A 12,349-nucleotide genomic window follows, 5' to 3' on the forward strand; every position below is an offset into this window, starting at 1 on the left:
GACAGCCTGACGAAGGTGACGTCCAACGTGGTCATCAACTTGTCGAGGTCTTGTTGCGATATACGCCAGATCGGGTCGCCTGCCACGTCCAGAGGCCTCTATAGTGCTCAGCTCGGCTTCGGGACAGCGGGACGATGCCATCTCGCGCAGGCATCCGGCCTGCGCAACTGGGTGAAGGGCCCTTCCGCGTTCCAACCTGACCTGGGATTTGATCGGTTCGGTCTTCGTTGCCTTCGACTGAAGACGCTAAACAATCACCCAGTTGCGCCTGACCGAGTAGTGGTTGCTGCCGAATTTGATAAATTCAACCCGAACATGAATAATCCGGCTGAGCGTCTCAGCGACCGGCGAAACTGTATGAATAACGCGAGCCCATGCCGACGCGCCTGAACAGGAGGCCCGGAGCCTCGACAGCCGGATTCGCGACGGACCGATCCGTGGCGCGCATGTGTCAGGCAGGCTATCGCACCGCCGTCCCTTGATTTTGTCGATCAGATACCGCCAGCGTCCATCCGCGCTGCGGCGCACGATATCGCATGCCGAGCCTCCGAGGTGCACCTGCTCGCCGTCGGGACCCGTGCCATCAATTGACCAGTCCACCACGATCTGGGCGATACCGCCGGCAACGTATACATGGCGCACTTTAGCAGCCAGCGGGAGGCCGAGCCTGAGATCGTGCTCGAGTCGGGCGGCGATCTGCGCGATCAGTGATGGTTCGCCCGTCGCTCGCGATGAAGACGGACTTCGGGGCGTCCAAGGCCATCATCGCGCCGACCTTGCCGGAGTTAAATCGCTCAACAAGCGAGGGGATAACGCCTTCGGGTTCAGTAGGGAGCGGACAGGAGTCGGACATTAGGGGGTCTCCTGCTCATATTGGCTGAACCGCGATGCGGCGATGATGCCGACGTTGCAGCCGTAGTTGATCGCAGCGCTGGACGAACTGTTCCAATAGCCAATGCATATTGTTTTCATAGCGACGGAGAATGGCGAGGTGCCAGTGCTCAATCCATTCGCAAGTTAGGCGAGTTGCCCGGGCCGCTACATCTCAGGCCGCGTGGCGCGCGCCGATAACGATCGTCTATCGACTCTATGGCGAGAGGTCATTTCCCTCGCCGGCGTTGCAAGGTCATTTTCCAAAGGTCGGTCCAATTACTCTCAGCATCCGGCACCGCGATGGCGCCGCGCCACCTCCGGTTGTTCATTTAACAATACAAACAGCGCGAAAGAGAAGACACTGATGTCCAACGAAGCCTACGATATTGTCATTGTTGGTGCGGGCGCCGCCGGCTGCGTCGTTGCAAGTTATCTCGCCGAACACACAGATGCGTCGATCGCGCTGATCGAAGCGGGCGACATGGATCGCGATCCATTCATCCACATTCCTGCCGGTTTCGCCAAAATACTCGCCACCGGCAGGCATATCTGGAACTACGAGACGGTTCCCCAGCACGGCACAAAGCGAATCTATCCTTCGGGCAAGGTGCTCGGCGGCGGCTCCTCGATCAACGCAATGTGCTACGTCCGTGGTCAGGTCCGAGATTACGCCGCGTGGCAGGACGCAGTCGGCGACACCGGCAAATGGTCGTATGAAGACCTGCTTCCCGTCTTCATGTCGCAGGAAGTCAACGACACCTTCCACGACGAATTTCACGGCATCGATGGAGGTCTCGCGGTCCAGTTGCCCAAGGGCATCAACGAGCTGAACCAATATTGCCTAAAGGCCTTCCAGGAATATGGGCTGCCCTACAACCCAGACTATAACGGCAAGAGCCAGATCGGCGTCTCGCCGGTGCAATCCACGGTCGGACATCAGCGCCGGTGCAGCGCGGTCGACGCTTACCTGCGTCCGCACCTCGCCTCGGGCCGCGTCACCCTCCTCATTGGCAAGACGGTCGTCCGCATCCTGGTCGAGAACAAGCGGGCTGTCGGCGTCGAGCTCATGGACAATGAGATGATCATGGCCGGCGAGGTTGTGCTGTCGGCCGGCACCGTCCATAGTCCGACGATCCTCATGCACTCGGGCATCGGGCCAGCCGAGCAGCTGCGCCAGCATGGCATCGCGGTGATCGTCGATTCTCCGGAGGTGGGCGAAAATCTCCACGACCACGCGATCGTGCCGGTCCGCGGCTACGTAAAGGGCGACCTTGGTTATCAGGCGGCCGCGCAGGGCCTTGGCAGCGTGAAAGCGGGCCTGCGCTATTTCGCGACCAAGGATGGCCCGGCGTCGGGCAACGGCATCGAGACGGTTTCCCACTGGAATCCGTCCGACTTCGCCGGCGAACCCACGATCCAATGCTATCACGTCCCCATCATCGCAGAAGATGGTATCAGCCCGACGGGCGACCGCTCGGGCATCACCTTCGAACTCGTGGTGCTTCAGCCGAAAAGTCGCGGCTGGGTGCGGCTCGCCGACAGCGACCCAACGTCGATGCCGCTCATCAACCCAAACTTCATGGGCGAGGAAGAAGACCTGAGGGCCGCAGTGGGCTCGGTGCGGGCGATCCGCAAGGTCATGGCGCAGGAGTCGCTGGCGCCGGTCATCACGGAAGAGATCGATCCTGGCCCGCGAATCCAGTCGGACGCCGAGATCGGCGAGTGGGTTAAGAGTGCCGTGACGACGATGTTTCACCCGGTCGGCACGTGCCGGATGGGCCAAGATGAGCGAGCGGTGGTTGACGCCAGGCTCAGGGTTCGCGGGGTCGACGGCCTCCGGGTGATCGACGCCTCGATAATGCCGAACATCACCAGCGGCAACACGAACGCCCCGACCCAGGCGCTCGCGCGCCACGCCACGGCGATGCTGGTCGAGGATCGGAAGCGGACCTAGAGACCTCTGGCGCGAAACGACGATAGCGCTGGCAGCAGTTTCCCGCCCTTCGACCTATCCAATTCGACTGCAACATTCTAGATCCTCGGGGAGACTGAAGTGAGTTCGACTGACAGAACGAAGTGTCCGTCTCCGGCAAACCGGCTCGATCGCGGTTCGCTTTGCCGCCTTGCACGATGCGGCGGCGCACCGATCGGCTTGCTGTTAGCGCTCGCGCTCGCTGGCTGCGACGAGAAGGCGCAATCGCAGGCAGCCGCGCCTCCGCCGCCGCCGGTGACGGTCGCGCAACCGGTTAAACGGACCGTCACTGACTGGGACGAGTTAACCGGTCGCTTCGAGGCGATCCAGGAGGTTGACGTCCGCGCACGCGTCGGCGGCTTCATCGACAGTGTAGAGTTCGAGGATGGTGCGATCGTCCACGCTGGCGATCTGCTTTACATCATCGATCCGCGCCCGTTCGAAGCAGTCGCCTTGCAGGCCCAAGGCCAACTCGATGACGCGCGGGCCAAGGCCGAGCTTGCCAAGCGTGAACTCGACCGCGGGCTGAGTCTGGTCCAGACCAGTGCAGTTTCCGAACAGGTCGTCGACCAGCGCCGTCAGGCGCTGCAGGCGGCGCATGCGGCCAACACGCAGGCCGAGGGCGCGCTGAAAGCCGCGCAGCTCAATGTCGAATTCACCCACGTGCTGGCGCCTATCACCGGCCGCGTCAGCCGCCATCTGGTGACCCCGGGCAATCTCGTGCAGGGCAGCGAGGGCGGCGCGACGCTCTTGACCTCGATTGTATCGCTCGATCCGATCTACATCTATTTCGACGTTGACGAGGCGACCTATCAGCGCAACAGCAAGCTGTGGTTAGAAGGCAGGCGGCCGAGTTCGCGCGATACGGCGAACCCGGTGCAGGTGACGCTGACCGGTGAGACCAAGCCCTCGCATGAGGGCAAGATGGACTTCCTCGACAACCGCCTCGACGTCTCCACCGCAACGCTGCGCAGCCGCGCGGTGATCCCGAACCATGATCTCTCGATCCTGCCCGGCCAGTTCGGCCGCGTCCGCATCATCGGCTCCTCGCCTTATGAGGCGCTGCTGATCCCCGACACCGCTATCGCCACCGACCAGTCGCGCAAGATCGTGTTCGTGATCAAGGATGACAACACGGTGGAAGCGAGGCCGGTCACGCTCGGCCCGCTCGATGAGGGCCTGCGCGTGATTCGCGAAGGCCTCAAGGCTGAGGACCATGTCATCATCGACGGGCTGCAGCGCGCCCGCGTCGGCGCCAAGGTGACGCCGCAGATGGCCAAAGCCCCGGCGGGTGGCAAGCCCGCGTCAGATGCCAAGCCCCCGGCAGGTGCCAAGCCATGAATCTCGGCAGGCTTTCCATCAACCGGCCCATCCTCGCGATGGTGTTGTCGATCGTGCTGCTGATTGTCGGTGCGATCGCCTATCCAACGCTGCCGATCTCGGAATATCCGCAGGTGGCGCCGCCGACCGTTACCGTCACCACGCAATATCCGGGCGCCTCGGCGCAGACCGTATCCGACACCGTCGCCGCCCCGATCGAGCAGGAGATCAACGGCGTCGAGGACATGCTGTATCTCTACAGCCAGGCGACCTCGAACGGCCAGCTCACCATCACCGTCACCTTCAAGCTCGGCACTGACCTCGACAAGGCCCAGGTGCTGGTGCAGAACCGCGTCGCGATCGCGCAACCGCGGCTGCCCGAGGAGGTGCAGCGCAACGGCGTCGTCACCCGCAAGAACTCGCCCGACATTCTGATGGTCGTGTTCATGCTGTCGCCCGACGACACGTTCGATCAGCTCTACATCTCCAACTACACGTCGCTGCAGGTCCGCGATCAGCTTTTGCGGCTCGACGGCGTCGGCGACATCAAGATGTTCGGCGCGCGCGACTACTCGATGCGCTTGTGGCTCGATCCCGACCGGATCGCCAATGTCGGTCTGACATCTAGCGAGGTGCTGGCAGCGATCCGCGCGCAGAACCTGCAGATCGCGGGCGGACAGATCGCGGAGCCGCCGATCGCCGATCGCGGATTCCAGCCTAACCTCGTCTTCACTGGCCGCCTCAAAGATATCAGGCAGTTCGAGGACATCGTGGTGAAGGCCGGCTCCGACGGCCGTACCGTGCGGCTGCGCGACGTTGCCCGCGTCGAGCTCGGTGCGCTGTCCTACGCCACCAGCAGCTTCATCCTGCGCAAATCGGCCGTCGCAATGGTGGTGACGCAACGGCCCGGATCGAACGCGCTCGCCACCGCGAAGCACATCTCCGACACGATGGCGCAGCTCAAGACGAGCTTCCCGAAGGGGCTCGACTACAATATCGGCTACAACCCCACCGAGTTCATCGCCCAATCGGTCCATGAGCTGATCAAGACGATCTACGAGGCGATGGCGCTCGTCGTCATAGTGGTGCTGGTGTTTTTGCAGGGGTGGCGACCTGCGATCATCCCGATCATCGCGATCCCGGTGTCGCTGGTCGGCACCTTCGCGGTGATGGCCGCGCTCGGATTCTCGATCAACAATTTGACGCTGTTCGGTCTGGTTCTCTCGGTCGGCATCGTGGTCGACGACGCCATCGTGGTTGTCGAGAATGTCGAGCGACATCTCCAGCTCGGTATGAGCCGGCGCGAGGCGGCGCTCAAGACCATGGAGGAGGTCGGCGGCGCGCTGGTCTCGATCGCGCTGGTGCTCTGCGCGGTGTTCGTGCCGACAGCCTTCCTGGGCGGCATTTCCGGACAGTTCTTCCAGCAATTCGCCGTCACCATCGCGGTCGCGACCGCGATCTCCTTGTTCTGCTCGCTGACGCTGTCGCCGGCACTGACCTCGCAGATCCTTACTCCGTATGAGGAGAAGCGTCCGCCGGCGCGCTGGAACATCATCGCGCGCGGCTGGGACAGCTTCACCGCGCTGTTCAACCGCATCTTCGATCGCCTGGCGCGAGGCTACGCGGCCGCCGCCGACTTCGTGATCCGCCATACAGTGGCGATGCTTGTGATCTATCTGGCGCTGATCGGCAGCACCTGCTGGCTGCTGGTGAGCACCCCGCAGGGCTTCATTCCCGCACAGGATCGCGGTTACCTCATCATCTCGGCGCAATTGCCAGGCGCCGCGTCGCTGGTGCGGACCGCAGCGGTGGTGCGCGAAATCGAGCGGATTGCGCTGGGTACGCCAGGTATCGTCCGTGTCGCGGCCTTCGCCGGCTTCTCCGGCGCGACGCGCACGGAGGCCGGCAATGCCGCGGCGTTGTTCCCGGTGTTCGACGAGCCGGAAGCGCGGCAGAAGAAAGGATTGTCGGCGAATGCGATCACGGCCGATCTGCGCAAGCGGCTGTCGGTGATCCAGGGCGCTTTCGTCATCGTCATTCCACCGCCCGCGGTGCCAGGCATCGGTACCGGCGGCGGCTTCGCCATCCGCATCCAGGATCGACAAGGGCGCGGTCCCGAGCTGCTCGCAGCCGCGACCGACGAGCTCGTCGCCGCCGCCCGGAAGTCTCCAAACCTGACCTCGGTATTCTCGCCGTTCACGGCGAATACGCCGCAGCTGTTCGTCGATATCGATCGCGTCAAGGCGCAGAAGCTCGGCGTCCCCATCGCCAACATCACCGACACGATCGAGACTTACTTCGGCTCGACCTATGTCAACGACTTCAACCTGTTCGGACGCACCTATCACGTCACCGCGCAGGCCGATCTCCCATTCCGCAAGGAGACCTCCGATCTCTCGCGGCTGCGTACCCGCAACGCGGCCGGCGATATGGTGATGCTCGGAAGCGTCGTGGACTTCAAGGACATCTCGGGACCCGATCGTGTCGCGCGCTACAATCTTTACTCGGCGTCCGAGCTGCAGGGTGAGCCAGCACCGGGCGTGAGCTCGAAGACGGCGCTCGACACCATCAAGCAACTGGCCGAGGAAACATTGCCGAGCGGCTTTTCCTTCGAATGGACCGATTTGTCCTATCAACAGGCGACGGGTGGCAATGCCGGCCTCTATGTGTTCCCGATCTGCGTGCTGTTCGTCTATCTGGTGCTGGCGGCGCAATATGGCAGCTGGACGCTGCCGTTCGCGGTGATCCTGATCGTGCCGATGTGCCTGTTCGCGGCCACGATCGGCGTGCGCATCATGGGCCAGGACGTCAACATCCTGACCCAGATCGGCTTCGTCGTGCTAGTGGGACTGGCCGCCAAGAACGCGATCCTGATCGTCGAGTTCGCGCGCGACATCGAGCTCGAGGGAAGGTCGCGGCTGGAGGCTGTCATCGAGGCCTGCCGGCTCCGCCTGCGGCCGATCCTGATGACCTCGTTCGCCTTCATCCTGGGCGTGCTGCCGATGGTTGTGTCGACCGGTTCCGGCTCGGAGATGCGCCAGGCGGTCGGCGTCGCCGTGTTCTTCGGCATGCTCGGCGTCACGCTGTTCGGCCTGATCTTCACGCCGATCTTCTACGTGGTGGTGCGCAACCTCGCGGAAGGCAAGAACGACGGTAAGCCGACCCAGACGGCGGCGGCCGCGGCGGGATAAGTCAGGTGACGCCGATGCACGATGAAGCCGATACACTATCTCCGTCACCCTTAGGAGCGCGGAACGCGCGTCATGAATGGTGCGCGGCCCTGCCGGCCCCATGCACCCTTCGAGGCTCGTTCCTCTCCGCACCTCAGGACGACGCGTCTGAAGCTGCAGGCCTAAAGGGGCAATTCTATTGGCTGAGCCGAAATAAACGGGCGGGTGTGGGGATACAAAACAATCATGCGCCGTTTTTCCCTGATAGGAACTGTGGGAGACCATAAAAATGAAATCGGGATTTTTCGCCGCGGTCGCGGCGTGCTGCCTGTTGCTCGCGGCGCCGGCGTCGGCGCAGGGTGTCAAGATCGGCGTCCTGAACGACCAGTCCGGCGTCTATGCCGACTACGGCGGCAAATATTCGGTCGAAGCCGCGAAGATGGCGATTGAGGATTTTGGCGGCGAGGTGCTCGGCCAGAAAATCGAGTTGGTTACCGCCGATCACCAGAACGAACCCGATCTCGCCGTCTCGATCGCGCGGCGCTGGTATGACGTCGACGGCGTCGACATGATCACCGATCTGACGACGTCGACGGTCGCGCTGGCGGTGCAGGAACTCTCCAACGAGAAGAAGAAGATTGATATCGTGGTCGGCGCCGCGACCTCTCGCATCACCGGCGACGCCTGCACGCCCTACGGCTTCCACTGGGCCTTCGACACCCATGCGCTCGCGGTCGGCACCGGCGGCGCGCTGGTGAAGGCGGGCGGCGATACCTGGTTCTTTCTAACCGCCGACTACGCTTTCGGCCACGCACTGGAAAGGGACACCAGCGAGATCGTCACCCATGCCGGCGGCAAGGTGGTAGGTTCGGTTCGCGTGCCGCTGAACTTGTCGGACTTCTCCTCCTTCCTACAGCAGGCGCAGAGCTCGAAGGCGAAAATCGTCGCCCTCGCCAACGCCGGCCGGGATACCACCAACTCGATCAAGCAGGCGGCTGAGTTCGGCATCTTCCGGCAGGGCCAGAAGCTTGCCGGCCTCCTGATGACGCTCTCCGAAGTTCGCGCCCTCGGTCTCGACGCGGCGCAAGGCCTGGTGTTGTCCGAAGGATTCTACTGGGATCACGACGACCGGAGTCGCGCTTTCTCCGAACGATTCGTCAAGCGTACCGGACGCATGCCGAACATGAACCATGCCGGCACCTATTCGGCAACGCTGAGCTATCTGAAGGCGGTGAAAGCCGCCGGCACCAAGGACTCCGAGGCAGTGGCCAAGAAGCTGAAAGAGCTGCCGGTCGACGACGCCTTCGCCAAAGGCAAGGTGCTGGCCAACGGCCGCATGGTGCACGACATGTACCTGTTCGAGGTCAAGAAGCCCTCGGAGTCAAAGAACCCGTGGGACTACTACAAGCAACTCGCGGTGGTGCCGGGCGATCAGGCGTTCTTCACCGCCAAGGAAAGCGGTTGCCCGCTGACGAAGTGACGCGCGGCGTCATTTCCGGGCGATGCACCGTATTGGACCCGGAATCTTGAGATTCCGGGTTTCGGTTCGCTCATTAATCGAGGCGCGCGGAGCTTCGCCGATCGCCATCTCCTCTCTGACAATTGAAGAGAATAAAAATGTTGGCTTCGAACGTCATGCAGCTCGTGGCATTCCTCGCGACGAAATCACACCGCGGCGAACAGCAATAACGATCGCCTATGGTCCAGCCGTTTGGTCATGTCGCAGTTCCCTCGAGGGTTATTTGACGGGCGTGGTCAGAGCTTTGTCATCGGTGTCGAGGACGAAGACGGCAAGCAGCTTCGCCGGCTCGGTCTTGCTCGCATTGCGGCTGATCGAATGGAGCGCTTTCGGCTGTTCGGACCAGCTCTCGCCTGCCCGATAGATGCGTGTCTCGCCGTCATTAACCTTCGACTCGATCGCACCCGAGATTACATAGGCATAGATGAAAGCCGACTTCGCGTGGGTGTGGGACGGGGAAGCCGCGCCCGGCGCGTAAACGACTTCCACGGCGATCAGCGACTTGCCGGGGGTATTGGGAATCGTTGCCTCGAAGTTCTTGGTGACGGTTTCCGCTTGGCCGTCATGGGCTGCGACGGGGCCGGCCATCGAGATGGCAAGGGCGGCGCCGATGGCGGCGATGGTGGTTCGGATCTTCATGGGCTTTCTCCTTTTGAGTATCGGTTGGACTTGGTTCATCGTTTCCTCCCGGCCTTTAGGCCGCCGTGACTTGCAGCCGCGGCGCACCGCTGGATGCGCGATTAACAGCCCCTCGCGCGCCAGACGGCGCCATTGCCGGGCGTCATCCACATCCTGTCGGCAAACACACGCCGGAATGCAGCCTCGGATCGATACCCGATCGAGTCGGCCACGGCTTCGGTGGTCATCGCCGGCTTCTTCAGCTCGTTGGCGGCCAGGCTCATCCGGAGATCGGTCAACAGTTCGACGGCTGAGCGGCCCAGCTTGTCTTGGAAGTGCCGTATGAATGTGGCGCGTGACATGCCGCACAAGACGGCCAGTGATGGCGATCATTTTCAGGAGATGGCTCAACCAGTCAGCTTGGGGCATAGGAACTGGGGAATCAGCGCGTCAGGCAAGTAGTTTTCGGTAGTGGATGAAACCCGAGCGATCAGCGATGCGGTCGTAAAGCTGCCTGGCGTTATGGTTGGATTTGCGCGTCAGCCAGTACACGCGGGACGCCCCGCGACGTCTCGCATCCGCATAGACATGCTCGATCAGCGCGCGGCCGACGCCGCTACCAGGCGGATCGTCCGCAACAAACAGGTCCTGAAGATAGCAGTCGTCGCTCGTCGGCCAGGCGGATCGATGGTAGATCGAATGCACCAGCCCCGATGCCTGTTCGTCCATCATGGCAAGCGCCGCATGCATTGGCTCGATTGGGTCCAAGAAGCGCGCCGAGGTCTTGAGCGTCACAGACGCGGGGATATCCACGTCGTAAAATCGCTGATAGCCCTGCATAAAATGCTCCTGAAATTCGGATGCCGCCCCGCCGCTATATGCGGACGGGCGCGGACGTGACCGGTTGGGCCTCGTTCTTCGCGGACGCTGCACCTATGTACCGATGGGTTTCACACCGTACTTTTGATAGTAGCTGCTCCTGATCTCGTCCTGACTTCGAGGAGGGTCGGCAAAGACATGGGCCGGGGAAAGCAACGGGGTGATCGAAGTGGTCTCGATTTTGACAACGTGATCGACAGGATACTCAGGGCCGTTCGTCGCCCGAACCCAGTCAGCGATCATCAAGAACTCGGCATCGTCTGGCGGCAGTATCAGCGCGCGGCCCTTGAATCGATAACCGCGCCTCTGAAAAATATCGACAGCGTTGATCTCGACGGCGGGATTGCGCTTCAAATTCAGTATTGTCCGCGGCGATGCGATATCGGCGAAGTAGAGAACGCCGCTCCTGACCGTCAAAGACGCCTTCGGCGAAAGATTTGGCGTTCCGTCTTGGTTGACTGTCGCGACGAACGACAGTATCGCCTGCTTGATGATCGCCTCAATGTCGGCAGTGATTTCAATCATAGACATGGAACCTCTCTTATGACCGTGAGATCGATCGCCGCGAGCGCTTTGTCCCTCGCTAATGTGGCCTGGTCCCGGTCGAGAAACGCAGTGGCCTGCACGGAGAGGAATTGCTGGGTTTTCAGCCCAATGCTGCCCAGCACCACCGACAGATACGGCGTGAGAAAATCGGGCTGGTTGGCTCGGTCGCCGGTAAAAACGCCACCAGAAGCGATCCCGATAAACACCGGACGATCTCGGAGCATTCCCACCTTCCCGGCCGGCGTGGACATGAACGTGCGACCGGCGCGAAGGATTTGGTCGATCCAGGCCTTGAAGACCGACGGAACGGTTAAGTTGTTCATAGGCGTTCCGATGACAATCACATCGGCCGCCTCGACTTCCTGAATAAGCGCCTCGGAAAGCTCCAGCGCGCCCTTCGGCGGGGCCGCCAAGGTGGCCGGCGACGACAGGGCAGTCGCGTAGTCGGACGAAGCGTGCGGCAGGGGGGCGGCGGCAAAGTCTCGCCGCCTGATGCTCGCCCCGGGCGCAACCTCAAGGAGCTTTTTGACGATCGCCGCTGAAAGCTGGCGGCTTTGCGATTCTGGACGCGGGCTGCAATCAATATGGAGGATGTTCATGCGAACGATCCCGATGGCTTTACGAAACCAATCACGTTGTCAACCGGCCCTTCGCGTTTGGCGAAGCGGCGCGCGTTCGTGTTCGTCGCCGCGGTATCAAGAACCAGGCGATCGCAATATTCATCGATGCCCAACACGACTATCTTCATGGTTTACTCTCTTTCGTCGGTCGCCGGAGGATTCCCGCGCCGCGGATCATGCCCGCCTCGAACACCTGCCCCGGATTGTGATTTCTGTGTCTGTTTGGTGGAAATGTTGCTTCGATGGGCGCGTGTCGCTCACGGACGAACGCGGATGATCGTCTTCCCCGCGCGTCGCTCGGTCGCGTTGAAGGTGCCGACGGCACCCTCGAGCGTCGAGACGGTGCCGATGTTCGTCCGCAGTCGTCCGTCCCGCACCCGCTGGACGATCTCGCTCAGTTGGGCACGATCGGACACGACGACGAAATCGACGGCCAAGCCGTTGGTGGGCCGTGCCTCGGCCGGGCCGGCGATGGTCACCAGTGTTCCTCCGGCTCGGATCACGCCAGCGGACCGCTTCGCGATGTCGCCGCCGAGGACATCGAACACCAGATCGACTGGGCCGACGTCTTCGAGGGCGTCGTTCTCGAGGTCGACGAACTCTTGCGCGCCGAAGTCGAGCACCGCCTGACGGTCGGCGGCGCGTCCGGTGCCAATGACGTAGGCGCCGGCCTCACGTGCGAGCTGGGTTACCATCGAACCGACTACGCCGGCCGCGCCGTGCGCGAGGACGCTCTGCCCCGCCCGGAGACGGCCGTGCTCGAACAGTCCCTGCCATGCGGTCAGGCCCGGCATCGGCAGGCTTGCGCCCACCGTGAAGTCGACGTCGCCCG

Annotated in this window: 10 protein-coding genes and 1 pseudogene; 4 read left to right on the forward strand and 7 right to left on the reverse strand. The window is 62.4% G+C overall.

Annotated elements, in window-relative coordinates; translation table 11 throughout:
* The first annotated feature begins 1,054 nt into the window (after window positions 1-1,054).
* The 4 genes from NKI67_RS33270 (at window position 1,055) to NKI67_RS33285 (ending at window position 8,815) form a co-directional block, all read left to right on the forward strand.
* Complete coding sequence (locus tag NKI67_RS33270) at window positions 1,055-2,827, forward strand: GMC family oxidoreductase (RefSeq protein WP_352649053.1); 1,773 nt, start codon at window positions 1,055-1,057, stop codon at window positions 2,825-2,827.
* 99 nt (window positions 2,828-2,926) lie between these two features.
* A complete protein-coding gene (locus NKI67_RS33275) occupies window positions 2,927-4,186 on the forward strand; it encodes an efflux RND transporter periplasmic adaptor subunit (protein ID WP_502909384.1) in 1,260 nt (419 codons plus the stop codon).
* Window positions 4,183-7,356, forward strand: a complete 3,174-nt coding sequence (locus NKI67_RS33280) for an efflux RND transporter permease subunit (RefSeq protein WP_352649055.1) — start codon at window positions 4,183-4,185, stop codon at window positions 7,354-7,356. Before NKI67_RS33275 ends, NKI67_RS33280 begins: the two co-directional genes overlap by 4 nt.
* A 268-nt stretch (window positions 7,357-7,624) precedes the next feature.
* Entirely contained in the window at window positions 7,625-8,815 is a 1,191-nt protein-coding gene (locus NKI67_RS33285) for an ABC transporter substrate-binding protein (protein WP_352649057.1), read from the forward strand.
* 258 nt (window positions 8,816-9,073) lie between these two features.
* Here the strand turns inward: NKI67_RS33285 and NKI67_RS33290 are convergent, their stop codons facing one another.
* The 7 genes and pseudogenes from NKI67_RS33290 to NKI67_RS33320 all read right to left on the reverse strand — a co-directional run.
* Window positions 9,074-9,493: a cupin domain-containing protein gene (locus tag NKI67_RS33290; protein ID WP_352649071.1), complete on the reverse strand. Its 420-nt coding sequence runs from the start codon at window positions 9,491-9,493 to the stop codon at window positions 9,074-9,076.
* Window positions 9,494-9,601: 108 nt separating this feature from the next.
* A pseudogene (locus tag NKI67_RS33295) lies at window positions 9,602-9,858 on the reverse strand (helix-turn-helix domain-containing protein); the annotation flags it as partial.
* A gap of 64 nt (window positions 9,859-9,922) precedes the next feature.
* Complete coding sequence (locus tag NKI67_RS33300) at window positions 9,923-10,312, reverse strand: GNAT family N-acetyltransferase (RefSeq protein ID WP_352649059.1); 390 nt, start codon at window positions 10,310-10,312, stop codon at window positions 9,923-9,925.
* Between the two features lie 93 nt (window positions 10,313-10,405).
* Window positions 10,406-10,882, reverse strand: a complete 477-nt coding sequence (locus NKI67_RS33305) for a pyridoxamine 5'-phosphate oxidase family protein (protein ID WP_352649061.1) — start codon at window positions 10,880-10,882, stop codon at window positions 10,406-10,408.
* A complete protein-coding gene (locus tag NKI67_RS33310; RefSeq protein WP_352649063.1) occupies window positions 10,873-11,496 on the reverse strand; it encodes an FMN-dependent NADH-azoreductase in 624 nt (207 codons plus the stop codon). The genes NKI67_RS33305 and NKI67_RS33310 overlap by 10 nt, the downstream gene beginning before the upstream one ends.
* Window positions 11,493-11,645 (reverse strand): hypothetical protein, encoded by a 153-nt coding sequence (locus tag NKI67_RS33315; RefSeq protein ID WP_352649065.1) that lies wholly within the window; start codon window positions 11,643-11,645, stop codon window positions 11,493-11,495. The genes NKI67_RS33310 and NKI67_RS33315 overlap by 4 nt, the downstream gene beginning before the upstream one ends.
* Before the next feature lie 129 nt (window positions 11,646-11,774).
* A partial coding sequence (locus NKI67_RS33320; protein WP_352649067.1) for a zinc-binding dehydrogenase occupies window positions 11,775-12,349 on the reverse strand: 575 nt, incomplete at its 5' end.

It is taken from the genome of Mesorhizobium sp. M0408, assembly GCF_040321495.1.
GTDB lineage: Bacteria > Pseudomonadota > Alphaproteobacteria > Rhizobiales > Rhizobiaceae > Mesorhizobium.